The 25,811-nt window shown below is 65.3% G+C and carries 20 protein-coding genes, 1 tRNA gene and 3 pseudogenes; 14 read left to right on the top strand and 10 right to left on the bottom strand.

The genetic code is table 11. The annotated features are described in order from the left end of the window. The first annotated feature begins 19 nt into the window (after positions 1 to 19). The 3 genes from ACPFMJ_RS14430 (at position 20) to ACPFMJ_RS14420 (ending at position 2,885) form a co-directional block, all read left to right on the top strand. Positions 20 to 1,018: an adenosine kinase gene (locus ACPFMJ_RS14430; protein WP_424360661.1), complete on the top strand. Its 999-nt coding sequence runs from the start codon at positions 20 to 22 to the stop codon at positions 1,016 to 1,018. Between the two features lie 31 nt (positions 1,019 to 1,049). After that, positions 1,050 to 1,493, top strand: coding sequence for an FKBP-type peptidyl-prolyl cis-trans isomerase (locus tag ACPFMJ_RS14425; RefSeq protein WP_424360660.1), 444 nt, complete (start codon positions 1,050 to 1,052; stop codon positions 1,491 to 1,493). 168 nt (positions 1,494 to 1,661) lie between these two features. Then, complete coding sequence (locus ACPFMJ_RS14420; RefSeq protein WP_424360659.1) at positions 1,662 to 2,885, top strand: cation:proton antiporter; 1,224 nt, start codon at positions 1,662 to 1,664, stop codon at positions 2,883 to 2,885. Positions 2,886 to 3,040: 155 nt separating this feature from the next. On the opposite strand, the gene ACPFMJ_RS14415 is transcribed toward ACPFMJ_RS14420, so the two are convergent. After that, positions 3,041 to 3,114: transfer RNA gene (locus ACPFMJ_RS14415), tRNA-Gly, on the bottom strand. Between the two features lie 174 nt (positions 3,115 to 3,288). On the opposite strand from ACPFMJ_RS14415, the gene ACPFMJ_RS14410 reads away from it, so the two are divergent. Further along, positions 3,289 to 3,648 (top strand): TIGR02300 family protein, encoded by a 360-nt coding sequence (locus ACPFMJ_RS14410; RefSeq protein ID WP_424360658.1) that lies wholly within the window; start codon positions 3,289 to 3,291, stop codon positions 3,646 to 3,648. Positions 3,649 to 3,760: 112 nt separating this feature from the next. Here ACPFMJ_RS14410 and ACPFMJ_RS14405 read toward each other — a convergent pair whose 3' ends face one another. Next, on the bottom strand, positions 3,761 to 4,168 hold the full coding sequence (locus tag ACPFMJ_RS14405) for a MucR family transcriptional regulator (RefSeq protein ID WP_424360657.1): 408 nt from the start codon (positions 4,166 to 4,168) through the stop codon (positions 3,761 to 3,763). A gap of 370 nt (positions 4,169 to 4,538) precedes the next feature. Between ACPFMJ_RS14405 and ACPFMJ_RS14400 the strand changes: the two genes are divergently transcribed. Both ACPFMJ_RS14400 and ACPFMJ_RS14395 read left to right on the top strand, forming a co-directional pair. Then, entirely contained in the window at positions 4,539 to 5,525 is a 987-nt protein-coding gene (locus ACPFMJ_RS14400; protein ID WP_424360656.1) for an MDR family oxidoreductase, read from the top strand. Positions 5,526 to 5,665: 140 nt separating this feature from the next. Continuing rightward, entirely contained in the window at positions 5,666 to 6,133 is a 468-nt protein-coding gene (locus tag ACPFMJ_RS14395; protein WP_424360655.1) for a GreA/GreB family elongation factor, read from the top strand. A gap of 67 nt (positions 6,134 to 6,200) precedes the next feature. Here ACPFMJ_RS14395 and ACPFMJ_RS14390 read toward each other — a convergent pair whose 3' ends face one another. Next, positions 6,201 to 6,965 carry a division plane positioning ATPase MipZ gene (locus tag ACPFMJ_RS14390; RefSeq protein WP_424360654.1) on the bottom strand — a complete coding sequence of 255 codons (765 nt, stop codon included), beginning with the start codon at positions 6,963 to 6,965 and terminating at the stop codon, positions 6,201 to 6,203. A 203-nt stretch (positions 6,966 to 7,168) separates the two neighbouring features. Here ACPFMJ_RS14390 and ACPFMJ_RS14385 point away from each other — a divergent pair, with 203 nt between their 5' ends. The 6 genes from ACPFMJ_RS14385 (at position 7,169) to ACPFMJ_RS14360 (ending at position 16,207) form a co-directional block, all read left to right on the top strand. Further along, complete coding sequence (locus ACPFMJ_RS14385; protein ID WP_424360653.1) at positions 7,169 to 8,479, top strand: replication-associated recombination protein A; 1,311 nt, start codon at positions 7,169 to 7,171, stop codon at positions 8,477 to 8,479. A gap of 196 nt (positions 8,480 to 8,675) precedes the next feature. Further along, the gene (locus ACPFMJ_RS14380) at positions 8,676 to 9,563 is read left to right on the top strand and encodes an outer membrane protein (RefSeq protein WP_424360652.1); all 888 of its coding nucleotides are present in this window, start codon (positions 8,676 to 8,678) and stop codon (positions 9,561 to 9,563) included. A gap of 251 nt (positions 9,564 to 9,814) precedes the next feature. Then, a complete protein-coding gene (locus ACPFMJ_RS14375) occupies positions 9,815 to 11,005 on the top strand; it encodes an efflux RND transporter periplasmic adaptor subunit (RefSeq protein ID WP_424360651.1) in 1,191 nt (396 codons plus the stop codon). A gap of 12 nt (positions 11,006 to 11,017) precedes the next feature. Continuing rightward, positions 11,018 to 14,236: an efflux RND transporter permease subunit gene (locus tag ACPFMJ_RS14370; RefSeq protein WP_424360650.1), complete on the top strand. Its 3,219-nt coding sequence runs from the start codon at positions 11,018 to 11,020 to the stop codon at positions 14,234 to 14,236. Continuing rightward, positions 14,233 to 15,642: a TolC family outer membrane protein gene (locus ACPFMJ_RS14365; RefSeq protein WP_424360649.1), complete on the top strand. Its 1,410-nt coding sequence runs from the start codon at positions 14,233 to 14,235 to the stop codon at positions 15,640 to 15,642. The genes ACPFMJ_RS14370 and ACPFMJ_RS14365 overlap by 4 nt, the downstream gene beginning before the upstream one ends. 82 nt (positions 15,643 to 15,724) lie before the next feature. Beyond that, positions 15,725 to 16,207 carry a hypothetical protein gene (locus ACPFMJ_RS14360; RefSeq protein WP_424360648.1) on the top strand — a complete coding sequence of 161 codons (483 nt, stop codon included), beginning with the start codon at positions 15,725 to 15,727 and terminating at the stop codon, positions 16,205 to 16,207. A gap of 73 nt (positions 16,208 to 16,280) precedes the next feature. Here ACPFMJ_RS14360 and ACPFMJ_RS14355 read toward each other — a convergent pair whose 3' ends face one another. The 5 genes and pseudogenes from ACPFMJ_RS14355 to ACPFMJ_RS14335 form a co-directional block, all read right to left on the bottom strand. Continuing rightward, positions 16,281 to 16,523, bottom strand: a complete 243-nt coding sequence (locus ACPFMJ_RS14355; protein ID WP_424360647.1) for a hypothetical protein — start codon at positions 16,521 to 16,523, stop codon at positions 16,281 to 16,283. Beyond that, positions 16,520 to 19,145, bottom strand: a pseudogene (gene acnA / locus ACPFMJ_RS14350) (aconitate hydratase AcnA). The gene ACPFMJ_RS14355 and the pseudogene acnA overlap by 4 nt, the downstream one beginning before the upstream one ends. Before the next feature lie 28 nt (positions 19,146 to 19,173). Then, positions 19,174 to 19,857: pseudogene (locus tag ACPFMJ_RS14345) on the bottom strand (MFS transporter); the annotation flags it as partial. Between the two features lie 67 nt (positions 19,858 to 19,924). Next, positions 19,925 to 21,517 (bottom strand): RecQ family ATP-dependent DNA helicase, encoded by a 1,593-nt coding sequence (locus tag ACPFMJ_RS14340; RefSeq protein WP_424360646.1) that lies wholly within the window; start codon positions 21,515 to 21,517, stop codon positions 19,925 to 19,927. A gap of 55 nt (positions 21,518 to 21,572) precedes the next feature. Then, the gene (locus ACPFMJ_RS14335) at positions 21,573 to 21,872 is read right to left on the bottom strand and encodes a hypothetical protein (protein WP_424360645.1); all 300 of its coding nucleotides are present in this window, start codon (positions 21,870 to 21,872) and stop codon (positions 21,573 to 21,575) included. A 95-nt stretch (positions 21,873 to 21,967) separates the two neighbouring features. Here ACPFMJ_RS14335 and ACPFMJ_RS14330 point away from each other — a divergent pair, with 95 nt between their 5' ends. Next, a complete protein-coding gene (locus ACPFMJ_RS14330) occupies positions 21,968 to 22,162 on the top strand; it encodes a DUF1289 domain-containing protein (RefSeq protein WP_424360644.1) in 195 nt (64 codons plus the stop codon). Positions 22,163 to 22,201: 39 nt separating this feature from the next. Here the strand turns inward: ACPFMJ_RS14330 and ACPFMJ_RS14325 are convergent, their stop codons facing one another. Then, on the bottom strand, positions 22,202 to 22,687 hold the full coding sequence (locus ACPFMJ_RS14325; protein ID WP_424360643.1) for a peroxiredoxin: 486 nt from the start codon (positions 22,685 to 22,687) through the stop codon (positions 22,202 to 22,204). A gap of 215 nt (positions 22,688 to 22,902) precedes the next feature. On the opposite strand from ACPFMJ_RS14325, the gene ACPFMJ_RS14320 reads away from it, so the two are divergent. Next, positions 22,903 to 23,349, top strand: a complete 447-nt coding sequence (locus tag ACPFMJ_RS14320) for a hypothetical protein (RefSeq protein ID WP_424360642.1) — start codon at positions 22,903 to 22,905, stop codon at positions 23,347 to 23,349. 70 nt (positions 23,350 to 23,419) lie between these two features. On the opposite strand, the pseudogene ACPFMJ_RS14315 reads toward ACPFMJ_RS14320, so the two are convergent. Next, positions 23,420 to 25,746 (bottom strand): annotated as a pseudogene (locus tag ACPFMJ_RS14315) (Tex family protein). Between the last annotated feature and the right edge of the window lie 65 nt (positions 25,747 to 25,811).

Raw genomic sequence — 25,811 nt, 5'->3', positions numbered from 1 at the left:
GCAAGACTCGGATCGCTTCATGACTTCTCTCGATGTTCTCGGCATCGGCAACGCCATCGTCGACACCATTTCCCGCGCCGAGGACGACGCTCTTGTCTCCGCCGGCCTCATCAAGGGATCCATGGCGCTCGTCGATGAAGAGCGCGCCGACGAACTCTACGAATTGATGGGTCCGACGACCGTCATCTCCGGCGGCTCCGCCGCCAACACCATGGCGGGCCTTGCGAGCCTCGGCGCCGCCGCCGGCTTCGTCGGCAAGGTGAAGGACGACGACGCCGGCCGCGAATTCACGCATGACATCCGCAAGGCCGGCGTCGTTTTCGATACGCCCGCCGCCGACGACGGCGCCGCAACGGCGCGCTGCCTGATCTTCGTCACGCCGGACGGCCAGCGCACGATGAATACCTTTCTGGGCGCCTGCCAGGCCCTGGAGCCCAACGACATCGACGAAGAACAGGTCGCTTCCGCGAAGGTCCTCTACATGGAAGGCTATCTGTGGGACCCGCCGGGGGCCAAGCAGGCCTTTCTTCGCGCCGCCAAGGTCGCGCACGCCAATGGCCGCAAGGTCGCGCTGACGCTCTCGGACAGCTTCTGCGTCGGCCGCTATCGCGCCGAGTTCCTGTCGCTCATCCGCGACGGCGTCGTGGACATTCTCTTCGCCAATGAGAGCGAGCTGCACGCGCTCTACGAAACCGCCGACTGGGAAACGGCCGTCGCGGCGCTGCGCGCGGAAAAGAATCTCCTCGGCGTCGTGACGCGCTCGGAGAAGGGCTGCATCGTCGCCACGAGCGAGTCGCTGATCTCGGCGCCCGCCTTCCCGGTGAACGAAGTCGTCGATACGACCGGCGCCGGCGATCTCTTCGCCGCCGGCTTCCTCGCCGGCTACACGAAGGGCCTGCCGCACGAGAAGAGCGCGGCGCTCGGCGCGCTGGCCGCGGCCGAAATCATCTCTCATGTCGGCGCGCGCCCGCTGAAGGATTTGCTGCAGCTCGCCCGCGACAACGGCATTCTGGCCTAAGACCAAGAGAATCTCATCGGGAGGAAACGGAATGCGCAACATCACGAAGACGCTCGTCGCCGCCATGCTCGCCGCTGCGTCCAGCGTCGCGCTCGCGCCCACGGTCGTGCGCGCCGAATCGGGCGAGACGACGCTGACGGCGAGCGGCCTGAAATATACGGACGTGAAGACCGGCACGGGCGAATCGCCGAAAGTCGGCCAGACGGTCAAGGTCCATTACACGGGCTGGCTCTATGTGAACGGCGCCAAGGGCAAGAAGTTCGACAGTTCCAAGGATCGCGGCGAACCCTTCGAGTTTCCGCTCGGCATGGGCCAGGTGATCAAGGGCTGGGACGAGGGCGTCGAGACCATGAAGGTCGGCGGCAAGCGCACGCTCATCATTCCGCCGGATCTCGGCTACGGCGCGCGCAATATGGGCCCGATCCCCGCCAATTCCACGCTGATCTTCGATGTCGAGCTGCTCGGCGTGAAGTAGCAACAAAGGCTGGTCGTGAGCCGCCTCCCTCCCCCTTGCGGGGAGGGTCAGGGTGGGGGGTGAGCCCCAACAACCATGAAGATTGTCGACCCCCACCCCTAACCCCTCCCCGCAAGGGGGAGGGGAACCACGCTGCAATCGCGCTGAATAAATTGCGAGGGATAGGTGATGACCCCCATCTGGGCGCAAGCGGCCCTCGTCTTCGGCCTTGCGCTGATCGCGAGCTTCCTCGCCAATCGCTACCGCCTCTCCACGGCGCTCGTCGAAATCCTCGTGGGCCTCAGCGCGCAAGCCGCGCTCGGCCTTGTAGGCTACGCCTGGATTTTCGACGTCCAGGCGCCCTGGGTGAAAACGCTCGCTGGAATCGGCGCCATCCTTCTCACCTTCCTCGCCGGCGCCGAGCTCGATCCGGACGTCTTCAAGCGCCAGTGGAAGGAAGCGGCGGCGATCGGCGGCGCGAGCTTCCTCATCCCCGCCATCGCCTGCTGGGCGGCGGCGCATTATCTCCTCGGCTGGGAATCCTCGCCCGCTTTGCTCGCCGGCATCGCGCTCGCCGCCACCTCGGTCGCCGTCGTCTATACGGTGATGATGGAATATGGCTTCAACCGCACGGAATACGGCAAGACCATCCTCGCGGCCTGCTTCATCACCGATCTCGGCACTGTGGTGACGCTCGGCCTCGTCTTCGCGCCCTTCACCTGGAAGACGCTGCTTTTCGCCGCCGCGCTCGGCGCCGCCTTTTTCCACCTGCCGAAAATCACGCCGCTCGCCTTTGCGCGATTCGGCGGACGCCCTTCCGAATTCGAAGCGAAATTCCTGCTCTTCACGCTGACGGGGCTTGGCGCGCTGGCGACCTGGGCGGGGAGCGAAGCCGTGCTGCCGGCCTATCTCATCGGCATGGCGCTCGCGGGCAGCGTCGGACGCGACGCGGCGCTCATCCGCCGCCTGCGCACCATCACGATCGGACTGCTGACGCCTTTCTACTTCATCCGCGCCGGCTATTTCGTCTCCCTGCCCGCCGTTCTCGCGGCGCCGCTCGGCGTCGTCGTGTTTCTCACGGTCGAGATCGCGAGCAAGGTCGCGAGCGTCTATCCGGTCGCGCGCGGCTTCAACGCGCCGCATAAGGACGCCATGTACACGACGCTGCTGATGGCGTCGGGCCTGACCTTCGGCACGATCTCGGCGCTGTTCGGCCTCTCCAACGGCGTCATCGACCAGTCGCAATATTCGACGCTCGTCGCGGCGATCATCGGCACGGCGGTGATCCCGACGCTCATCGCCAACACCTATTACCTGCCGCGCCATCTCCTGCCGAAGGACGAGGCCGAAACGCCGCAGGCCCATGCGGCGCAGGTGGAAAAGGCGCTGGAGACGAGCGACGTGCGCTCCTGAGCGCTGCGCTTCGCGGCGCGGGGTCTCCTCCGCCAGCTAATGGCGGCTGCGGAGCCGTGCGCTTTCCGGGGGCTTAGGGTCCTGAGCGATTCGAGCCCTTCGCGCGCTGAACGGTTTCAGGCGCAACGCTTGAAAGAGCCTAAATTTTTATTGGTTGGAGCGGGTGAAGGGAATCGAACCCTCGTATTCAGCTTGGAAGGCTGCTGCTCTACCATTGAGCTACACCCGCGCGTCTTTTCTATGCCAATCCGCGCGGCGGTTTGCAATGCCGGAATCTACGCAGCGCCCCCCATGCATTTATCCATTTGACAGCGCCGCCGGAGCCCACTAACCCCAGCGCCCGACGGTCAATCATCAAAGGCGGGCGTTCCCACGCTGCTTCATTCGCAAGGATTAACGAACCGTGGCTAAACCCGAACTCGGCGCCAAGCGCCAATGTCAGTCCTGCGCGACGAAATTTTACGATCTGAACAAGGACCCGATCGTCTGCCCGAAATGCGGCTCGATCTTTCAGGTCGCCGCGCTGAGCCGCGTCGTCGCGCGCGCCCAGGAAGAGGAAGCGGAAACCGAAAGTGAGAGCGTCGACACGGTTTCGCTCGACGAGGTCGAGGCTGAAGAGGCTGCGGCCGAGACGATCGACGTCGAGGACGATGTCGAGATCGACGACGACGGCGATGACGACACCTTCCTCGAGGAAGAAGAAGGCGAGGACGACGTGTCCGGCCTCATCGACGGCGATATCGAAACCGACGACGAAGGCTGATCCGCCTTTCGCGCGACAGCCCACTGCCCCGAAATAAAAAACCCGCGGCGCGCCGCGGGTTTTTTGCTGGCCGGAGTTTTTCGCAAAAGCTCCGAAATTGAAAGAGAGCTTTTTACTTGCCGCGGCGACGGCGCTGCTGGCCGAGGCCCATCTGCTTGGCGAGATTGGAGCGCGCCTTCGCGTAATTGGGAGCGACCATCGGATAGTCCGCGGGCAGGCCCCATTTCTCGCGATATTCTTCCGGCGACAGACCGTATTGCGTGCGCAGGTGCCGCTTCAACGACTTGAACTTCTTACCGTCTTCCAGGCAGATGATGTAGTCGTTCGTGACCGAGCGCTTGACCGCGACGGCGGGCTTCGGCGGCTCCGTCGGCGCCACGACGACGTTCGAGCCGACGCGCAGCAAAGCGTTGTAGACTTCGCTGATCAGCGACGGCAGATCGCCCGCGGGGACCGAATTGTTGCTGACATAGGCGGAAACGATGTCGGCGGCGAGTTCGATATTGTTCGTGAGGTTCATAGGGCGCCTATTGCCTGTGATGTGACCCGGTAGACTGCGCGGTCTGGTGCGAAAGCGTCGCCGCTTCAAAAAAGCTCGATCAAAACCGACGATGAGAGGGGCTTCGTCGAACGGGCGAAGATTATTGTGTAATATAACTCACTGTTGCCTCCGCAGCAAGAATTATTACCTGCTTATTATGCATGATCAGAATTTGACGCAAATGTTGCCGGCGGGGCGACTAAGCGAGGACATGGGGCGCGCCAGCAACCGCAAGTTTAAGCGCACATGCCGCCACCCTTGTCGTAAAACCGGTCTAGATGAGGCTTTTTTGACCCTTTATTGGGGAGTAACGCGCCTGATTTAAGGGGCCGGATCACTTGGAGCGCTCATGTCCTCTTTCAAAGCCGTGCTGATCGACAAGAATTCCGAGCGCTACGGCGCCGCATATGTCGACTTGGACGACGCCTCGCTCATGCCGGGGGACGTCGATCTCGACGTTCTCTACTCCGCGATCAACTACAAGGACGGCCTGGCCGTGACGGGCAAAGGCCCGGTCGTTCGGCGCTTTCCGATGATTCCGGGCGTCGATCTCGTCGGGCGGGTCACGCGCTCGACGCATAAGGGTTTCGCGTCAGGCGACATCGTCGTCGCGACCGGCTGCGGCGTGGGCGAAGCGCATTATGGCGGGTTTGCGCAAAAGGCCCGCCTGTCGGGCGACTGGCTCGTCAAGCTTCCCGATTCGCTCACGCCCGCGCGCGCCATGACCGTCGGCACGGCCGGCCTTACCGCGATGTTCTGCATGCTGGCGCTGGAGCGTCACGGGGCGAGGCCGCAGGATGGGCTGGCGGTCGTCTCCGGCGCTTCCGGCGGCGTCGGATCGTTCGCGGTGGCCTTGCTCGCCAAAGCGGGCTGGCGCGTCGCCGCGATCACCGGCCACGCCGCCGAGGCCGAGTATTTGCGGTCCATCGGCGCGAGCGAAATATTCGCGCGAGAGGATTTCTCGCAAGCCGGCAAGGCGTTGCAGTCGCAGCGATTCGCGGCGGGGATAGACACGGTGGGCGGCGTCACGCTGGCCAATCTGCTCTCTCAAACGCAGTTTGACGGCGCGATCGCGGCATGCGGCAATGTCGGCGGCATGGATCTGCCGGCGAGCGTCGCCCCTTTCATCCTGCGCGGCGTGTCGCTCATCGGCGTCGAAAGCGTGCGGCCGAGAATCGCGCTGCGCCGCGAAGCCTGGGCGCGAATCGCCACGGATCTGGACGCGGCCATGATCGACGCCATGTGTGAAATCATACCCTTCGATCAGGCGCTCGAGCGGGCGCGCACGATCGTGGCGGGAAAGATCCGCGGGCGGGTCGTGATCGAGATGCCTTGAGGTCTGGGGCGCCAATTGTCGCAGCGTCTTCGCGCATTCTCGACTTTCCCGCTCCTGTCGGTTGTAATGACCCGCACGGCCCTGGCATAGCCTGGGGCCGCTTCTTTTTCGAGGCCTTCGCGGCGCTAAAGGGAGGACGCATGAGTTCGGCTTTCACCAAGGAACAGGAAGACGACAATCCACGCGAGGATTTGCCGGATCGTCCGGTCAGCCCGCATCGCAATCTGGTGACGCCGGAAGGTTTGCAGCAAATCGACGACGCCCTGACGCGGCTTCACGGCGAGATCGAAAAGGCGACGGCGGCCGACGACAATCACGCGCTCGCGCTCGCGCAGCGGGATCTGCGCTACTGGACCGCGCGCCGCGCCAACGCGGAAGTCGTGCGCCCCATCGCCGATCACGCCGTCGTGCGCTTCGGCCACACGGTGGTCGTGGAGTTGGAGGGCGGCGAACGCCGCGTCTTTCGTCTCGTGGGCGAGGATGAAGCGGACCCGTCAAAGGGTCTTATCCCCTATGTCGCGCCGCTTGCCCAGGCGCTGATGGGGAAGAGCGTCGGCGACAAGGCGGAGGTCATCCACCACAGCGCCAGGATCGTCGAGATCGGGTGAGCGCGACTAAAGACAAAGAAAAGGCCGCGCTGATTGCGCGGCCTTTTCTTTTTGACCAGCGTGCAGCCTACGCCGCTTTTTTCGCAGGCTTTTTGAGCGCAGCCTTGGGCTCCGGCGCGATTGCGGCCTTCGCAGCCGGCGCTTTCGGCGCCGGCGCGGGCTTCTCGGCCACGGCCTTTTCGGGTTTGGCGGGCGCGGCCTTCGCCGGCACGCGCTTCAGGCGGCGCTTGATCGAGCCCCAAAGCTCCTTCATCTCCTGCGCCGCGACGCCTTCGGGATTATATTCGCTCACTCCGAGGCCGAGGCGGGCGGCCTCCTGATAGTCGACGCGAGAGGAGACGAGCGGCGCGAGCAACCCGCCCATGGCCTGCAGCGCCTTGGCGCCGAGCTCCACGCGCGCGCTCTGCTGCGCGGGCGGGCACTGATTGAGCAGGAAGGCGTAGTCGCAGCCTTCTTCCTTCACCTGCGCGCGCGTCTTCTCGCTCGCCCAGAGATCGAAGGCGTTGGGGCGCGCGGGGATGACGCAGAGATCCGCGACGCGCATCGCGGCGGCCGCAGGCTCGCCGTCCTGGCCCGGCGCGTCGATGACGACGAGGGTCACGCCCTTCTTCTCGAGCGCCGCGACGGCTTTCGAGAGCTTCGACGGCGGCACATGCTCGACGCCGATGTCGGACGCCTCGCGCGCGCCCGCCCATTTCACGAGCGTTTGCAGCGGATCGAGATCGATGATGAAGACGCGTTCCCCCGCCGCGCGCGCGGCGACAGCGACGCTGCTCGCAAGAGTGCTCTTGCCGGCGCCGCCCTTTTGCGTGACGAAAGCGATTGTCCGCATGTGTTTATTTCCGATTTTGCGCAGCGCTGCGCTGCAGGCTCGACGTGAAAGAACGCAGTCTTGGACAATACGCAGGCCACCCCGGCCGAATCATTTACTTGGCGGCAGGGTAATCGTTGGTTACGGCCGCGTCGAGGTGGTAATGAATGATCAACCTCCCCAAGTAACCCCTCACAGTAAAAGTTTACGATCGACCGGCCCCGATGTCCGACCTCTTTCAATCCGCTAGACTGGACGAAAGCGCGCCGCGGCCGCTCGCGGACCGGCTGCGCCCCACGCGCCTGGACGAGGTCGTCGGACAGGATCACCTGCTCGGGCCTTCGGGCGCGCTCACGCGGCTCGTCCAAGGCGGATCGCTTGGTTCGCTTATTCTTTGGGGCCCGCCCGGCTCCGGCAAGACCACGGTCGCGCGCCTTCTCGCACATGAGACGAAGCTCGCCTTCGTGCAGATCTCGGCGATCTTTTCGGGCGTCGCCGATCTCAAGAAGACATTCGACGCCGCCCGCGCGCGGCGCGCGACCGGACAGGGCACGCTGCTCTTCGTCGATGAGATTCACCGTTTCAACCGCGCCCAGCAGGACAGTTTCCTCCCCGTGATGGAGGACGGCACGATCACGCTGATCGGGGCGACGACCGAGAACCCCTCCTTCGAGCTGAACGCGGCTTTACTTTCCCGCGCGCGCGTCATGACCTTCCGGTCGCTGGACGCGCAGGCGATCGAAAAGCTGCTCGCGCGGGCGGAGGAAACGGAAGGCCGGAAGCTGCCGCTCGACGCCGACGCGCGCGCGGCGCTGGTCGCCATGGCGGACGGCGACGGCCGCGCGGCGCTCACGCTTTCGGAAGAGATCTGGCGCGCGGCGCGCGAAGGCGAAATCTTCGACCGCGCGGCGCTCGCCGAGGTCGTTCAGCGGCGCGCGCCCATCTACGACAAGGCGCAGGAAGGCCACTACAATCTCATCAGCGCCCTGCACAAATGCGTGCGCGGCTCCGATCCCGACGCGGCCCTCTATTACTTCGCGCGCATGCTCGACGCCGGCGAGGACCCGCTGTTTCTGGCGCGGCGAATCGTGCGCATGGCTGTCGAGGACATCGGCCTCGCCGATCCGCAGGCGCTCGTCGTCGCCAACGCCGCGAAGGACGCCTACGACTTCCTCGGCTCGCCGGAAGGAGAGCTCGCTCTGGCGCAGGCGGTGATCTATGTGGCGACGGCGCCCAAATCCAACGCCGGCTACGTCGCCTACAAGAAGGCGCGCCGCCTGGCGCAGGAAAAGGGCTCGCTCATGCCGCCCAGGATCATCCTCAACGCGCCGACGAAAATGATGCGCGAGGAGGGCTATGGCGAAGGCTATGAATATGACCACGACGCGCCCGACGCCTTTTCGGGCCAGAACTACTGGCCCGAATCGCTCGGGCGGCAGACGCTTTACCAACCGGTAGAGCGCGGATTCGAGCGCGAACTGGGAAAGAGGCTCGACTATTGGGAGCGGCTGCGACGCGAACGCAGCGGCAAATAGCCGGCAAATGGGCTTCAGCGGGTCTATTCTGTTGCGCAATTGTCACGCGCGCCGGCAAACGCACTGCACAAGCCTTGTTCACCCCGCCTTTTCATTGACCGTGTTCGAGGTTCAGCCGTAAGTCTTTTCAGGACGGCGGGTGTCGCTGAACGCGACGACAGCCGCAAAAGATCGAATATTTACGAGGGGGTCACAGATGACCAAGTTTTCCATCTCCGCCGGCATTGCGCTGGCTCTCGTCGCCGGCTCGGCGCTCGCCGCTGACCTCCCGTCCCGCAAGGGCCCGCCGCCGGTCTACGTCCCGCCGGCGCCGGTCTTCACCTGGAACGGCCTCTATGGCGGTGTGAACATCGGCTACGGCTTCAGCGGCGGCGGCAACTGGCAGGGCGTTCAGACGGCCGGCACCTTCGCTCTTCCGACCGTTCTGCCCGGCAGCGCCGCCTGGAGCGTGCCGACGAACATGAACGGCGTCCTCGGCGGCGGTCAGATCGGCTACAACTATCAGTTCTCGCCCTGGCTGGTCGTCGGCGTCGAAGCCGACATTCAGGCCGCTGACCTGAACAACGCCCAGTCGGTCGTGGCTCCGCTCGGCGCGCCCTTCGCGGTCGGCACCTTCGGCGCCGCCACCAACGCCATGCATGTCGACTGGTTCGGCACCGTGCGCGGCCGCCTCGGCCTCGTCATGCCTTCCTATCCGAACCTGATGGTCTACGGCACGGGCGGCTTCGCTTACGGCGGCGTCAACAACCTGACCAGCTATTCGATGGCCACCCCGTTCTTCGCGCCGGCCGGCGCTTTCGTCCAGGGCGCGAGCATCTATGGCGACACCAAGACCGGCTGGACCGCCGGCGGCGGCGTCGAGTGGAGCCCGATGTCCTTCCCGGCCTGGTCGGTCAAGATCGAGTATCTCTACACGGATCTCGGCACGGTCACGCAGAACACGCTCGCCGTCTCGAACTTCAACATGAACGGCGCGTCTTTCGTGACGAGCAGCACGCCCTACAACTGGCACACGGTCCGCGCCGGTCTGAACTGGCACTTCAACCCGTTCGCCGCTTCGGCGCCGGTGCTGGCCAAGTACTAATTCGCGTCTCGCGCGAAAAGAGAAGCCCGGCCCTTGTGGCCGGGCTTTTTTGTTACAAATCAGCGATTGTGTCGCAGCGCAACGCTCCGCGGCGGCGTAGACGCGACGTGCGGCGGTCGTTAAGAATCCGCCCCGGCGACTCATGGGGAAAAGCCAGCCGCCGCCTCCGCCGGCAATAGCGCCGGCGTCCCGCCAGTGTTAACTCCTCTCATGGCTTGCGCCGCGGCGCCCGGAGCCCCTAAGCCAAGAAGATGCCTCGCAACGCGCCCCTCCTTCTCGCGATCCTGGCGAGCCTCGCCGTCGGGGCCGCTTTGCCGGGCCTCTATGCGAAGATTCGCGGCCCGGCCGCGCCTGTCGACGCGCCGGCAGAGCAAGGCGCCGCGCCCGCCGCAGAAGGCGCGATCAAGATTTCGGCGGAGCAGATCGAAGCCTCCAAGATCGGCCTCGCCAAAGCCGGGCCCGGCGTCATCAAGCGCCAGATCACGGTTCCTGCGACCGTCAAGCCCGATCCCGACCATCTCGCCCGCGTCGCCGCCAAAGTCTCCGGCGTGGTCGCCGAGATGCGCAAGAAGCTCGGCGCCGAGGTCGAGAAAAACGAGACGGTCGCCATCATCGATTCGCGCGAAGTCGCGGACGCCAAGAGCGAATATCTGGCGGCGCTCGCCAATTTCGATCTTCAGTCGAAGCTCTTCGCCCGCGAAAAGGGGCTTTTCGAGAAGAAGATCACGGCCGAGCAGCTTTTCCTGAAGGCCAAGGCGACCTTCACCGAGGCCAAGCTGCGCCTCGACCTCACGCGCGGCAAGCTCGCGGCGCTCGATTTGTCGGAAGGCGAGATCGCCGCCCTTTCCTCCCAGCCCATCGCCCGGCTGCGGGAAAAGGAGCTGCGCGCGCCGATCAAGGGCCGCGTCATCGAGCGTCTCGCCAATATCGGCCTGCCGGTGACGCCGGAGAGCCAGATCTACGTGCTCGCCGATCTCTCGGAAGTCGAAGCGGAGCTCGCCGTGCCGATCGCCAATCTCTCGAGCGTGCGCGTCGGCCAGCCGGTGATCCTCAAAGGGACGGACGGCCGCAGCTTCGAAGGCAAGGTGACCGTGGTGAACGCGATGATCACCCCCGAGACCCGCACGGGCCACGTGATCGCCTCCTTCAAAAACTCGGATTTCGCGCTTCATCCTGGCGTCCTGCTCAACGCCGAAATCGCGCTGGAGCAGAGCCCGGCGAAAGTGCTGGTCCCGCGCGCCGCCGTGCAGCTCGTCCACAACGAGCCGACCGTTTTCGTGCGCGTGAAGGACGGCTTCGAGAAGCGGACGGTCGAACTGGGAGACGGCGACGAGAACGCCGTCGAGGTAATCAAGGGCCTCGCGCCCGGCGAGACGATCGCCGTCGCGAACAGCTTCGTGCTCAAGGCCGAAGCCGGCAAGGGCGAAATTCCGGAGGAGTGAGCGGCAAGGACCATGATGCAGCGGATCATCGCCTTTTCGGTTCATAGCCGCTGGCTGGTCGTTTTGCTGGTCGGTCTCGTCGGCGCGTTCGGCCTGTGGGCGCTCGCGCATCTGCCGATCGACGCCGTGCCCGACATCACCAATAATCAGGTCCAGATCAACGCCCGCGCGCCCGCCCTCTCCACCTTCGAAATGGAGAAGCAGGTCACATATCCGATCGAGAACGCGCTCGCGGGCATTCCGGGCCTCGAATATACGCGCTCCCTCTCGCGTAACGGCTTCGCGCAGGTGACGGCCGTCTTCGCAGACGGCGTCGACATCTATTTCGCGCGCCAGCAGGTCAATGAACGAATCGGCCAGGCGCGCGAGGATTTCCCGCCCTCGATCGAGTTGCGCATGGGCCCGATCGCGACGGGCCTCTCCGAAATCTATATGTGGACGGTTCGCTACGCGGAGCCGCGCAAGCTCGCGAAAGCGGGCGAGCCGGGCTGGCAAAAGGACGGCGCCTATCTGACTCCCGAGGGCGCGATGCTGCGCGCCCCCGTCGAGCTGGAATCCTATCTGCGCACCGTGCAGGACTGGATCATCCGCCCGCAGCTTCGCACCGTTCCCGGCGTCGCCGGCGTCGATTCGCTCGGTGGCTTCATGCGCCAGTATCATGTGCAGCCCGACCCGGCGAAGCTGATGTCGCTCGGCCTGTCCTTTGGCGACCTCGCGGCGACGATCCAGAAGAACAATGTCAGCCGCGGCGCGGGCTATGTCGAGCGCAATGGCGAGGGCCTCGTCGTGCGCAGCGGCGGGCGTCTCGAGAATGTCGAGGACATCGGCAATGTCGTGGCGACGACGCGCAACGGCGTGCCTGTCCGGGTCAAGGAGATCGCCAGCATCTCCATCGGCAAGGAGCTGCGCACCGGCAGCGCCAGCATGAATGGCGAGGAGGTCGTCATCGGCACTGCGCTGATGCTGATTGGCGGCAATAGCCGCACCGTCTCGGCGGCGGTCGACGCGAAGATGAAGACGATCGCCAAATCGCTGCCGCCGGGCGTCGAGGTGAAGACGATCCTCAACCGCACGCTGCTCGTCGACGCGACGATCAAGACGGTCGCCAAGAACCTGACCGAAGGCGCGGCCCTCGTCATCCTCGTCCTCTTCGTCATGCTCGGCAATTTCCGCGCGGCGGTCGTAACGGCGACAGTCATTCCGGTGACGATGCTGTTCCTCGCCATCGGCATGTATGTCTTCAAGATCAGCGCCAATCTGATGAGTCTTGGCGCGCTGGATTTCGGCCTCATCGCGGACGGCGCCATCATCGTCGCGGAAAACAGCCTGCGTCGTCTCTCCGAGCGCCAGCACGCCGCCGGCCGCGCCCTCACGACCGACGAACGGCTCGACACGGTGATCGACGCCGCCGTCGAGATGCGGCGACCGACCGTCTACGGCCAGTCGATCATCATCCTCGTCTATCTCCCCATCCTGAGCTTCACCGGGGTCGAAGGGAAGATGTTCCATCCGATGGCGATGACCGTCATCATCGCGTTGCTGTCGGAATTCTTCCTCTCCCTCACCTTCTTCCCGGCGATGATCGCGCTCTTCGTTTCCGGCCATGGCGAGGAGGAGGAAAACGCGATCGTGAGGCGCCTGAAGCAGATCTATGAGCCGGTGCTGCGCTGGGCGATGGACGCGCCCCTGAAGGTCATGGGCATCGGCGTGGCGTCCTTCATCGTCGCCGCGCTTCTTTATATGAGCCTCGGCCAGGAGTTCATTCCAAAGCTCGACGAAAAGAACCTCGCCATGCAGGCGAACCGTATCCCAAGCGCCTCGCTCACGCAGTCGCAGGCGATGCAGCTCGACATCGAGAACGCCATCCGCTCGCTGCCGCAGGTCGATTACGTCTTCTCGAAGACGGGCACGGCGGAGGTTGCGACCGATCCGATGCCGCCCAATCTCACCGACACCTTCATCATGCTGAAGCCGGAATCCGAGTGGCCGGATCCCCACCTTCCCAAAGACAAGCTGATCGACGACATCAATGCGAAGATCGAGCAGCTTCCCGGCAACGCCTATGAATTTTCGCAGCCGATCCAGCTGCGCTTCAACGAGCTGCTCGCAGGCGTGCGCGGCGACATCGCCGTGAAGGTGTTCGGCGAAGACTTCGACGCCATGCTGAAAGCCGCGAACCACATCGCCGCCATCCTGCGCGCGACGCCGGGCGCGACCGACGTGAAGGTGGAGCAGGTGACGGGCCTCCCCGTGCTCGACATCAAGGTCGACAAGGCCGCCATCGCCCGCTACGGCCTCTCTCTCGGCGCCGTGCAGGACACGATCGGGGCCGCGATCGGCGGCGAGCCGGCCGGCATGATCTTCGAAGGCGACCGGCGCTTTCCGATCATCATCCGCCTGCGCGACAATCTGCGCGAGGATGCGGGGGCGCTCGAGACGATTCCCGTTTCCCTCCCGCCCGACGCGCAGGGTCGCATTTCGACCGTGCAGCTCAAGCAGGTCGCGAGATTCTCGACGATCGACGGCCAGAACCAGATCTCGCGCGAAAACGGCAAGCGCCGCGTCGTCGTCAGCGCCAATGTGCGCGGCCGCGACATCGCCTCCGTCGTCAACGAAGCGCGCGCCAAGGTCGACGCGAAGGTGCAGATCCCGGCCGGCTACTGGATCGAATGGGGCGGGCAGTTCGAAAACCTCGCGGCGGCGCGCGCGCGGTTGATGATCGTCGTGCCGGTCTGCTTCTTCATGATCTTCCTGCTGCTCTATTCGGCGCTCGGCTCGGCCAAGGACGCGCTGCTCGTCTTCACGGCCGTGCCGCTCGCCCTCGTTGGCGGCGTGCTCGCCCTTTGGCTGCGCGGCATGCCCATGTCGGTCTCGGCGGCCGTCGGCTTCATCGCGCTTTCCGGCGTCGCCGTGCTCAACGGCCTCGTCATGCGCACATACATCCACCAGCTCATGGTGAGCGGCGCGCCCGAGCGCGAGGCGATCTTCCGCGGCGCCATGACGCGTCTGCGGCCGGTCGTGATGACCGCGCTCGTCGCCTCTCTCGGCTTCGTGCCCATGGCGCTCGCCACATCGACGGGCGCCGAAGTGCAAAGGCCTATCGCGACCGTCGTCATCGGCGGCCTCATCAGCGCGACGCTGCTCACCCTCATCGTGCTGCCGGCGCTCTACGCCTTTTTCGGCGAGGACCAGACGGCGCTGAAGGCCGCGCGCGCGAGGGAGGCCGCGTGAAAAACGCGCAACGCGCCCTTCTTCTCGCGTTCGGCCTCGCGGCGTCCCCGGCGCAGGCCGAAACGCTGAACGGCGCATTGCTGCGCGCCTACAACAACAGCCCCGTCATCAATTCGAGCCGCGCCGGCGTGCGCGCTCTGGACGAAAAGGTGCCGCAGGCGCTTTCGGGCATGCGGCCCCGCGCGAGCGCCGGGGCCTTTCTCGGCGCGCAGCAGAATCGGAACGTGCAGCGGCAGGTCGACACGGACCTCAACGATCCCGCTTATCGGGCCGATACGAAAAGCGTCCAGAGCGGAACGAGCGCGCCGCGTTCCGCCAATTTCACGGTGGAGCAGCCGGTCTTCGACGGCTTCAAGACGCAGAACGCGACGCGCATGGCGGAGACCAATGTCTTCGCCGGGCGCGAAAGGTTGCGGCTGACCGAGCAGCGCGTGCTGTTCAACGCGGCTTCCGCCTATATGAACGTGCTGCGCGACACGGCGGCGCTCAAATTGCAGGAAAACAACGTCGCGGTGCTGACCGAACAATTGCGGCAGACGCGCGAGCGCTACAATTACGGCCAGATCACCTTGACCGACATCGCCCAGGCGGAGGCGCGGCTCGCGGCGGGGCAGTCGCTCGTCGGCCAGGCGCGCGCGGCGCTGGAAGCGAGCGTCGGCGTGTATCGGCAGACGATCGGCGTCGATCCGAAGAAACTGGCCCCAGGCGCCGCCGTCGATCGCCTGTTGCCAAAGACGCGCGAAGAGGTCGAGCGCATCGCGGAGAGCGAACATCCGGTCATTCTCGCCGCGCTGCACGACGCCGACGCCGCCGATCTCGACATCAAGGTGCTCGAGTCGGATTTCATGCCGAGATTCTCGATCGTCGGAAACGTCTTCACACAGACCGATATTTCCGGAATCTACAACCGGAATATCGGCGCCTATGTCGGCGGACGTCTCAACGTGCCGCTTTACGAAGGCGGCATGACTTCCTCGCAGGTGCGCGAGGCGAAGGAGGTCGCGGGGCAACGCAAGCTGGACGTCGATGTCGCGCGCGCGGACGTCATTGCGCTGGTGCGCGCCAATTGGGGCGCGCTGCAGGCGGCGAAAACGCAGATGGCCGCCGCGCAGACGCAGATCGCCGCCGCCGAGCGCGCGCTCTATGGCGTGCGCGAAGAAGCGAAGGCCGGCCAGCGCACCACGCTCGACATTCTGAATGCGCAGCAGGAGCTATTGAATGCGCGCATCGGCCTCATCTACGCGCAGCGCGAACGCGTCGTCGCTTCCTACGCCGTCCTCGCAGCCATGGGGCGGCTCTCGGGGGAAACTCTGCGTCTCGGCGAGACCGAATATGATCCCGCGATCCATTTCGACCAAGTGAAGGATCTGTGGGGCGGGACGACCACGCCCGGCGCCGGGCGTTGAAGACATTTTCCGCAAAGCGCTTTACTCTGCGCGCCAATCGCCTGGACGCCGAACCGGGCGGCGCAACAAAAGAGGAAATGCAATGCGAGGCGCTTATCTGAAACTCATTGCCCTGGCTTTCGCGGCGACGCCGCTCGCCGCCGGCCCGGCGGCGGCGATCTGCTGGCTCGGCTGCGGCGATCCGACCGAGGCGCACGCCAGGAAGATCCTTGAAAATCTCCTGCCCCAGCGCTTCGACAAGCCCGGCAAGATCCTCGAATTCAAGCAGACCATGGCCGAGGCGCTCGAAATGCACGCGACCGGCGAGAAGGGCTATGAGATCTTCTTCACCGCGAAAGTGCAGTTCCCCGAAGGCGCCAATCTCGAATGCAAGCCGGACGACGCCGGCAAGTTCAAGGAAGGCTGCTCGCCGAGCAAGCATTTCGTGACGGCGCCGCGCCAGTCCGATCCCAAGGGCAAGCAATATGTCGCCCCTGGCGAGACGGTGACCTTCGACGAGGAATATCGCTTCTACGAGGACCCGAACGGCTGGAAGGGGCCGGACGGCAACGTCTATCGACAATAAGAAAAATTTTAGGGCGCGCATGACATGCGCGCCCTTTGAGATCGGACCGCCTCTTAGAGGCTATCGAACGATCTTACTTCAGCAGGGTGTTGTTCTGCGGGCAGCCGGCCTTCTCGTTGCAGGCGTTGAAGTTGGCGCGGAGCGCGTCCTTGTCGGCGCCGTAGTTCTGCGAGCGGGACAGATATTCGTCGTAGCACTTCGACGCAGCAGCAGCCTGCTTGTCGTCGTCAGCCTTGCGGGTGTCGCAGTCGGCGAAAGCCGGGGTCATCATGCCGGCAAACAGGGCCGCCGCCGCAACAAAGGCGAATTTGTTCATCTTAGCGCTTCCTCTTTCTTACATGTAGGCTGTTTTGCTTGGCGCTGGCGTAGAAGGTTGCGCAGCACGTAGTGCAGGATGCCGCCGTTCTTGAAGTACTCGATCTCGTCGAGGGTATCGATCCGGCAGAGCACCGGCACGGGCAGCGTCGAGCCGTCGGCGCGGGTGATGGTGATCGTCACGACCTCGCGCGGCTTGACGCTCGCGAGACCGGGAATGGTCACGCGCTCGTCGCCCTTGAGGCCGAGCGATTCCCACGACGCGCCTTCGGTGAAGACGAACGGCGCGACGCCCATGCCGACGAGATTGGAACGATGGATGCGCTCGAACGATTGCGCGATGACGGCGCGAACGCCGAGCAGCGCCGTGCCTTTCGCCGCCCAGTCGCGCGAGGAGCCGTTGCCGTATTCGACACCGGCGAAGACGACGAGCGGCGCGCCTTCGGCTTCATACTGCATGGCGGCATCGTAGATCGGCATTTCCTTGCCCGACGGATAGTGGATCGTCAGGCCGCCTTCCTTCACGTTGCCGTTGGCGTCTTTCACCATGTGGTTCTTGATGCGGATGTTGGCGAAGGTGCCGCGCATCATCACTTCATGGTTGCCGCGGCGCGTGCCGTATTGGTTGAAGTCCCGGTTGCGACGCCATTGGTCGAGCAGCCATTTGCCGGCGGGCGACGCGGTCTTGATCGAACCTGCCGGCGAGATATGGTCGGTCGTGATCTTGTCGCCGAAGAGACCAAGGATGCGAGCGTTGACGATATCGCTGACAGGCTTGGCTTCGCGGGCGATCGACTGGAAGTAGGGCGGGTTCTGAACGTAGGTCGAAGATCCGTTCCAGCCGTAGGTCAGGCCGCCGCTGGTCGCGATGCCCTGCCAGTTGTCGTCACCCTTGAAGACATCGGCGTAGCGCGACATGAACATGGCGCGCGTGATGTTTTCAGCGATGAACTGCTGGATTTCGTGTGCGGTCGGCCAGATGTCTTTCAGGAAGACGGGCTTCCCGTCCTTGCCGAGCCCGAGCGGCTCTTTGGTCAGATCCTTCTGGACCGTGCCTGCGAGCGCGAAGGCGACGACCAGCGGCGGCGACGCAAGATAGTTCGCCTGCACGTCGGGATTGACGCGGCCCTCGAAATTGCGATTGCCGGAGAGAACCGACGCCGCGACGATGCCATTGCTATTGATCGCTTTGGAAATCTCAGGCGCGAGAGGACCGGAGTTTCCGATGCAGGTCGTGCAGCCGAAGCCGACGAGGTTGAAGCCGATCTGGTCGAGATAAGGCTGCAGGCCAGCGTCCGCCAGATACGCGGCAACAACCTGCGACCCAGGCGCGAGGGATGTCTTCACCCAGGGCTTCACCTTCAGGCCGGCGTTGGCGACGGCGTTGCGCGCGAGAAGTCCCGCGCCGATCAGCACGCTCGGATTGGAGGTGTTGGTGCAGGAGGTGATCGCGGCGATGACCACGTCGCCATGGCCGATATCGAAGTCTTTGCCTTCGACCGGCACGCGCTTCGAGAGTTCGCCGGGCTTCTTGTATTCGCCGGCGAGTGCGGTTTCGAAACCGCTCTTGATGTCGGTCAGCGCGATGCGACCCTCGGGACGCTTGGGACCGGCCATCGACGGCACGACGTCGCCCAACTCAAGCGACAGCGTGTCGGTGAAGACGGGGTCGGCTGAACCCGACTCGCGATAGAGGCCCTGCGCCTTGGCGTAGGCTTCGACGAGAGCGATGCGGTGGGCGTCGCGTCCGGACATCGTAAGGTAGTTGATCGTTTCCTTGTCGACCGGGAAGAAGCCGCAGGTCGCGCCGTATTCCGGTGCCATGTTGGCGATGGTCGCGCGGTCGGCGAGCGAGAGATGGTCGAGGCCCATCGCCGTAGAATTCGACGAACTTGCCGACGACGCCCTTCTTGCGCAGCATCTGCGTGACGGTGAGCACAACGTCGGTCGCGGTGACGCCTTCCTTCGGCGCGCCGGTGAGCTTGAAGCCGATGACCTCCGGCGCGAGCATCGATTGCGGCTGGCCGAGCATGGCGGCCTCCGCCTCGATGCCGCCGACGCCCCAGCCGAGCACGGCCAAGCCGTTGACCATGGTCGTGTGGCTGTCGGTGCCGACGAGCGTGTCGGGATAGGCGACCGTCGCGCCGTCGGCCATCTCGTTGGTCCAGACCGTCTGGGCAAGATATTCGAGATTGACCTGATGGCAGATGCCCGTGCCGGGCGGCACGACGCGGAAATTGTCGAAGGCGCCCTGGCCCCACTTCAGGAAGTTGTAGCGCTCGCCATTGCGCTCGTATTCGAGCGCGACGTTATCGGCGAGGGCTTTGGGTGTGCCGAACTCATCGACGATGACAGAGTGGTCGATGACGAGATCGACAGGAACGAGCGGATTGATCTTGGTCGGATCGCCGCCGAGTTTCGTCATACCGTCACGCATGGCGGCGAGATCGACAACGGCCGGCACGCCGGTGAAGTCCTGCATCAGCACGCGGGCGGGGCGAAAGCCGATTTCTTTTTCGGTTTTGCCCTTGTTGTCGAGCCATTCGGCCATGGCCACGATATCGGCCTTGGTGACCGAGCGGTTGTCCTCGTGGCGTAGGAGGTTCTCAAGGAGAACTTTCATCGCATAGGGAAGGTGCGAGATGCGCGCAGGGGAAGCGCGTGCCGCCCCAGCCCAGCGCCAGCACCATGGCGCCGGAGGCCGTGACCAGAAAAGCGGCGCCCGGATAGTCGACGCTGTGCGGATGGCGCCGCTCCGGGAGGCGCTTGAGCCGCGCATTGACGATGACGAGCGCGGCGAGGCCGAGCGGCAGGTTGATCCAGAAGATCAGCGACCAGTGCAGATATTGCGCAAAAAACCCGCCCAGAGCCGGCCCGGCGACGCTTGAGGTCACGAAGACGGCGGCGAAATAGGTCTGGTAGCGCCCGCGCTCGCGCGGCGAGACGAGATCGGCGACAACCGTCTGCGAGAGGGCGATGAGCCCGCCCCCGCCCATGCCCTGCAGGAAGCGCGCGACCGCGAGCGCGGCGATGCTCGGCGCCAGCGCGCAGGCGACCGAGCCCATGACGAAGGTCGCGATCCCGATCAGGATGACGATGCGGCGCCCGTAAATATCGGCGAATTTGCCATAGAGCGGCGTCACCACCGTCGCCGCCACGAGATAGGCGGTGACGATCCAGGGCAGGTTCTCGGGCTCGCCGAGATCAGCGCCGATCGTCGGCATGGCGGTGACGACGATGGTCTGGTCGAGCGCCGAGAGCAGCATGGCGAGGCCGAGCCCGACCATGACCTGCCGCATCTCGTCGGGCGCGGGCTGATATGCGTCGTCTTTCATCTTGTTTCCGAGTGTAATAGCCAAGCCCCCTCATATCTTTTTGCAGCGCAACATGGAATGGAGTCTGTCATGGGTCCCTGCGGCTGATCACGGCCAGAAATGCGGCGGGCTCCCGAACATCCGCGAAAACCGCGTCCTCCAAACGCTCAGGTCTCGCCAGCGCGATTGCGCGCAGCTTCTCCTCGGAGGCGACGGCGCGCGGGGGGGCGCCCAGCCGCCTGGCGATCCGCAAACGCTCGGTCTGCAAGGCCTTCAGCAGCCGCATTTCCTCGACGGTCAACGCGCGTTCCCGCGCCGCAGCCGGCTCGAAAAGCGGCGCTTCCGCCGGAGCGAGCGCCTCCTCCGCCTCAGCCACGCCGTCGCCCATCGCATGCGCGAGCCGGCTTTCCGCCGCGACGCGCCAGCGAAGCGCGACCGCCTTCGCGCGGCGCGGCCAGGCGAGCGGGCCGCCTCGGCAATGGTCGCATTTGCCGCAGGGCGCGGCGGCCTCGCCAAATTCCGCGAGCAGCGCCTGCGTCCGGCAGGCGGGCGTGACGCAGAGCCGCGCCATGGCCTTGCGCCGCGAGTAATCGCCGGCGGCGGCTTCGTTATCTTCCGGAATGTCGGGCGTTCGCCAGCGCAGAGCCAATTCACGGGGATCGAACAGAGCAAGGGTGCGCGCCGGCGCCCCGTCGCGGCCGGCGCGGCCGATTTCCTGATAATAGCCCTCGATCGAGCTCGGCAGGCCGGCATGGATCACGAAGCGCAGGTCGGGCTTGTCCACCCCCATGCCGAAGGCGATCGTCGCGACCATGACCACCCCTTTCCGCTCAAAAAACGCGTCCTGATGGGCGCTGCGCGTATAGGCGTCGAGGCCCGCGTGATAGGGCAGCGCGTCGAGCCCCAGACGCGCGAGGTCTGCGGCGAGGACGTCGGCCATGCGGCGTGAGTTGCAATAGACGATCCCGCTTTCCCCGCCCCTGCCGATGAAATCGAGGATCTGCCGCAGCCCCGCGCGGCGACGGCGGAAGGAGAGGGAGAGGTTCGGCCGCGCGAAAGAGCGAATGAAAACATCCGGCTCCCGCGCAAAAAGACTGCGGCTTATGTCGTCCCGCGTGCGCGGCCCGGCGGTGGCGGTGACGGCCAGCACGGGCGCCCCGAGCTTCTTCGCGATCTCGCCCAGACCCCGATAATCGGGCCGGAATTCATGGCCCCAGTGCGAGACGCAATGCGCCTCGTCGACCGCGAAGAGCGACACGCGGTTTTTGCGCAGCAAATTCTGCGTCCCCTCCGTCGCGAGCCGCTCCGGCGCCGCATAAAGCAGCCGCGCCCGGCCCGAGGACACCGCCTCGTATGCGGCGAGCGCCTCCGCGTCGTCCTGCCCGGAATGGAGCGCGACGGCGGGCAGGCCCTTGTCCTCGAGCGCCCGCAACTGGTCGCGCATCAGGGCGATGAGCGGCGAGGCGACGACGACGAGCCCCGGCGCCGCCGCCGCAGGCAACTGATAAAGCAGGGATTTTCCGGAGCCCGTGGGCATGACGGCCAGCGCGTCGCGTCCGGCGAGCACCGCCTCGATCACCTCGCGCTGCCCGGGAAGAAAGTCGGAAAAGCCAAAAATGTTGCGCAGCAATTCCTGCGGGTTCCCCTGCTGCGCGAAAACCACCCGATCCACCGATCCCACCCAAAGCGCCTGCCGTGAAATTTAATACGTATTGCCGGTCATGGCCCAGTCTCCGTCAGGCCTCGGCGGCCAACAGCGCCGCCGCAATTTCCCGCCACTCCTCTTCCAGCGGGCCCTCGCAAGGCGGGCGTCCGGCGCGCGCATACCAGTAGCGCGCATTCCAAAGATCGCCTTCCTTGCGATGAAGATAGGCGTGCGCCCAGCAGCTCTGCTTGTCCTCCCGCGCGTCGACGCATTTATGCGCGCCATCCCAGTCGCCTCTCGCGTCGAGCCAGAGCGCCCGCAGCGGCGCGGAGAGCGGCGGCGGGTCGCCAGCCTCGATGGAGGCGAGGAAGGAGGGAAGCGAAATGAACATCGTTCGCCTTTCATCTCGGAACCGTTTCAGCGCCCGCCCGCGATTGACAGACGGCCGCGCTCCCGGCCAATTGCGCGCAGAATCCGAGAGGCCAGATGATCCAGAGTCCCTGCAACAAGATCTGCACGCTCAATTCGAACAATATCTGCATCGGCTGCGGCCGCTCGCGCGCGGAGATCGGCGGCTGGTCGCAGTTCCCGGACCAGGAAAAGGCCCAGGTCGTCAAACGCGCCAAGGCGCGCCTCGAAACGATGGGCGCGGCGAAGGCGCCCGCGAAAGCCAGATCCTGAAAAGGTTAGAGGCCGGCCGCAATGGGCCGGCCTGGGAGGTCAGAGCTTCTCCAGCGTCGATTCCGCGCTCGATACCGTCGCGACGCTCGAATTCTCCTCGATATTGATCCACTCTACGACGCCGTCCTTGACGATCGCCGAATAGCGCTTGCCGCGAACGCCGAGGCCGAAATCGGCGAGGTCCAGTTCGACGCCCATGGCCTTGGCGAGGACGCCCGAGCCGTCGGCGAGGCCGTCGATCTTGCCCGCCGCGCCGCGATCCTTGAGCCAGGCGTCGAGCGTGAAGACGTCGTTGACGGCTGTCACCGCCACGGCGTCGACGCCCTTCGCTTTCAGCGCGTCATAATGCTCGACGAAGCCCGGCAGGTGCTTCGCGTGGCAGGTCGGCGTGAAGGCGCCGGGCACGGAGAAAAGCGCGACCTTGCGACCCTTGAAATAATCCGAGGTTTTGACCGGCTCGGGGCCGTTCTTGCCCATGGTGGTGACGGTGACGTCGGGAATTTTGTCGCCTGCTTTGATTGTCATGCCTGTCTCGCTTGTGTGTGCGGGTGAAGCCCCCCTTAATTAGCGCGTTTTTGTCGCCTGTCTTCCGCAAAGGCGCCGCTTTCCAGCTTGGCCGTCGCCTTGACAGGCTTCACCGCTCCATAGAACGGCGCTTGTGGGCGCGCGCGATGCGATGCAACAATCCGTCATCCCTGCGACTCGCAGGCGCGAAGCGCGCTTCTCGGGAGGTAATCAATATGGCCAATAATGAAGGACCGGGCGGACTGCCCCCATCCGCCTGGGTCTGGACCCAATATCGCGGCGTGCTGCCCGCCGATCCGCCGGCCGCCACAGCGCCGGTCGAGACGCCTGCCGCGGCGGCGTCCTCGATACAAGCGGCCCCGCCGGCCGCGGCGAAGCATACCAGCATGATCGGGCTTGGCCTCGCGGCCGCCGTGGTCGTGATCGCCGGCCTGACCTGGCTCTTCGCCACGAAACCGGCCTCCGAACCGGCTGCGCCACAAACGTCGCCGGCCGCGACCGAGGCGCCCGCCGAACCGCAAAAAAAAGAAGCCGCGCCTGCCCCTGCTCCCGCCGCCGAACCGGCCGCGACGCCGGCGCCGCCCGCCGCTCAGGAAGCGGCCAAGCCCGCCGAACAGGCCCCCGCGCCCCAGCACGGCGCGAAGAAGAAGAAGCACAAGTAAATCCGCGACGAGGGAGGGCGCCCGCGCTCTCCCCCTCCCGCGTTAGGCCCCCGATTCGCTCGGGGCCGTCTTACCGGCCGCCCTTCTGCTTCATGGCGGCGAGCAGCGCCTCGCCGAGCCCGCCGGGGGAATTGCCGGCCGGCTTCGCCCCGCGTGGGGCGCCGAATTGCTGCGGGCCGCGCGGACGATTCTGGTCGCGCCCCTGACCGCCCTGCCCGCCCTTCGCCTGCTGGCCGGGAACGTCGTCGAGGCGCATGGTGAGCGAGATGCGCTTTCGCGGCGCGTCGACCTCCATGACCTTCACTTTCACAATGTCGCCCGGCTTCACGACGCTGCGCGGGTCTTTGACGAATTCCTTCGACAAAGCCGAGATGTGCACCAGGCCGTCCTGATGCACGCCGATGTCGACGAAGGCGCCGAAGGCCGCGACATTGGTCACGACGCCTTCCAGCACCATGCCGGGCTTCAGATCGTTCAGGGTCTCGACGCCCTCCTGGAAGGTCGCCGTCTTGAAGGCCGGGCGCGGATCCCGGCCGGGCTTCTCCAGTTCCGCCAGCACGTCGGTGACGGTGGGAACGCCGAAAGTCTCGTCTGCGAATTGCGCGGGCTTCAGCTTGCGCAGCTCGTTCGTATTGCCGATGAGCGATTTGATGTCGGTCTTCGCCGCGTCGAGTATGCGCCGCACCAGCGGATAGGCTTCCGGGTGCACGCCCGAGCGGTCGAGCGGATCGTCGCCGTCGATGATGCGCAGAAAGCCCGCGCTCTGCTCGAAGGCCTTTGGACCGAGACGCGGCACTTCCTTCAACTGCGCGCGCGTGCGGAAGCGGCCATTGGCGTCGCGATGCGCCACGATGTTCGCGGCGAGCGTTTCGCCGAGTCCCGACACGCGCGCGAGCAGCGGCGCGGAAGCCGTGTTCACGTCGACGCCGACCGCGTTCACGCAGTCTTCCACCACGGCGTCGAGCGCACGCGACAGCTTCATCTCGGAGACGTCGTGCTGGTACTGGCCGACGCCGATGGATTTCGGCGTGACTTTCACCAACTCCGCCAGCGGATCTTGCAGCCGGCGCGCAATCGAGGCCGCGCCGCGCAGCGACACGTCGAGATCCGGCAGCTCCTTCGAGGCGTATTCCGACGCCGAATAGACGGAAGCGCCCGCTTCCGACACGACGATCTTGGTGAGCTTGAGTTCGGGATGCTTCGACATCAGCTCGCCCGCGAGCTTGTCGGTCTCGCGCGAGGCCGTGCCGTTGCCGATGGCGATGAGTTCGATCTTGTGCTGGCGCGCGAGGCTCGCAAGCGTCGCGATGGATTCGTCCCAACGTCGCTGCGGCTCATGCGGATATATCGCCGTCGTCGCGACGATCTTGCCGGTGGCGTCGATCACCGCGACCTTCACCCGGTGCGGAAGCCCGGATCGAGGCCGATCGTCGCGCGCGCGCCGGCGGGGGCGGCGAGCAGAAGGTCGCGCAGATTTTCGGCGAAGACGCGGATCGCTTCTTCTTCCGCGAATTTCCACAGACGCGAACGGGCGTCGACGGAAAGATGCAGTTCGATCTTGGTGCGCCAGGCCCAGCGCGCCGTGTCGAGCAGCCATTTGTCGCCGGGCCGGCCGCGATCCTCGATATTGTAGCGACGCGCGATGCGGGTCTCGTAGCCGCCAATGCCAGGCTCGGCCTCCGGCGCCATTTCGAGCTCCAGCATTTCCTCCTTCTCGCCCCGGAACAGCGCGAGAATGCGATGCGACGGGAGCTTGGAAATGGGCTGCGAGAATTCGAAATAGTCGGAATATTTCACCGCCGCCGCTTCCTTGCCCTCGCGCGGCTTGGACTTGATCAGCGCCTGCTGCCAATGCACCTCGCGCAGCGCGCCGATGAGATCGGCGTCTTCGGCGAAGCGCTCGACGAGAATGGCGCGCGCGCCCTCAAGCGCCGCTTCGACCGTCGCGACGTTCTTCTCGGCGTCGACATAGCTCTCCGCCTGCGCCTTGGGGTCCTTGTCGGGCGACGACAAGAGCGCCTCGGCGAGCGGGGCGAGGCCGGCTTCGATCGCGATCTGCGCCTTGGTGCGGCGCTTGGGCTTGAAGGGCAGATAAATGTCTTCGAGGCGCGCCTTGTTGTCGGCCTCCATGATGACGCGCTTCAAGGCGTCGTCGAGCTTGCCCTGCGATTCGATCGATTCGAGAATCGCCTTGCGGCGCTCCTCCAGCTCGCGCAGATAGCGTAGCCGCTCATCGAGCTTGCGAAGCTGGATGTCATCCAGTTCACCGGTCGCTTCCTTACGGTAGCGCGCGATGAAGGGGACCGTGGAGCCGCCGTCGAGAAGGCCGATTGCGGCCTCCACCTGCCACGGTTTCGCCGCAAGTTCCTCGCTGAGCCGCTCGACAATCGACGCCATCTGCTCGCCTCTCCGGTGAAGGGAAGCGAGGCTTGTAGCCAAGCCCGGCGGGGTAAGTCAAAGAC

The organism is Methylocystis parvus (genome assembly GCF_049675845.1).
GTDB classification, from domain to species: Bacteria; Pseudomonadota; Alphaproteobacteria; order Rhizobiales; family Beijerinckiaceae; genus Methylocystis; species Methylocystis parvus_A.
The sequence above is the reverse complement of the archived record's forward strand: the minus strand, read 5'-3'. Positions and strand labels throughout refer to the sequence as shown.

Coding starts and splice junctions, on each gene's coding strand:
- ACPFMJ_RS14430 (WP_424360661.1), top strand. CDS start 20: ATGACTTCTCTCGATGTTCTCGGCATCGGCAACGCCATCGTCGACACC.
- ACPFMJ_RS14425 (WP_424360660.1), top strand. CDS start 1,050: ATGCGCAACATCACGAAGACGCTCGTCGCCGCCATGCTCGCCGCTGCG.
- ACPFMJ_RS14420 (WP_424360659.1), top strand. CDS start 1,662: ATGACCCCCATCTGGGCGCAAGCGGCCCTCGTCTTCGGCCTTGCGCTG.
- ACPFMJ_RS14405 (WP_424360657.1), bottom strand. CDS start 4,168: ATGAACCTCACGAACAATATCGAACTCGCCGCCGACATCGTTTCCGCC.
- ACPFMJ_RS14400 (WP_424360656.1), top strand. CDS start 4,539: ATGTCCTCTTTCAAAGCCGTGCTGATCGACAAGAATTCCGAGCGCTAC.
- ACPFMJ_RS14395 (WP_424360655.1), top strand. CDS start 5,666: ATGAGTTCGGCTTTCACCAAGGAACAGGAAGACGACAATCCACGCGAG.
- ACPFMJ_RS14390 (WP_424360654.1), bottom strand. CDS start 6,965: ATGCGGACAATCGCTTTCGTCACGCAAAAGGGCGGCGCCGGCAAGAGC.
- ACPFMJ_RS14385 (WP_424360653.1), top strand. CDS start 7,169: ATGTCCGACCTCTTTCAATCCGCTAGACTGGACGAAAGCGCGCCGCGG.
- ACPFMJ_RS14380 (WP_424360652.1), top strand. CDS start 8,676: ATGACCAAGTTTTCCATCTCCGCCGGCATTGCGCTGGCTCTCGTCGCC.
- ACPFMJ_RS14375 (WP_424360651.1), top strand. CDS start 9,815: ATGCCTCGCAACGCGCCCCTCCTTCTCGCGATCCTGGCGAGCCTCGCC.
- ACPFMJ_RS14370 (WP_424360650.1), top strand. CDS start 11,018: ATGATGCAGCGGATCATCGCCTTTTCGGTTCATAGCCGCTGGCTGGTC.
- ACPFMJ_RS14360 (WP_424360648.1), top strand. CDS start 15,725: ATGCGAGGCGCTTATCTGAAACTCATTGCCCTGGCTTTCGCGGCGACG.
- ACPFMJ_RS14355 (WP_424360647.1), bottom strand. CDS start 16,523: ATGAACAAATTCGCCTTTGTTGCGGCGGCGGCCCTGTTTGCCGGCATG.
- ACPFMJ_RS14335 (WP_424360645.1), bottom strand. CDS start 21,872: ATGTTCATTTCGCTTCCCTCCTTCCTCGCCTCCATCGAGGCTGGCGAC.
- ACPFMJ_RS14330 (WP_424360644.1), top strand. CDS start 21,968: ATGATCCAGAGTCCCTGCAACAAGATCTGCACGCTCAATTCGAACAAT.
- ACPFMJ_RS14325 (WP_424360643.1), bottom strand. CDS start 22,687: ATGACAATCAAAGCAGGCGACAAAATTCCCGACGTCACCGTCACCACC.
- ACPFMJ_RS14320 (WP_424360642.1), top strand. CDS start 22,903: ATGGCCAATAATGAAGGACCGGGCGGACTGCCCCCATCCGCCTGGGTC.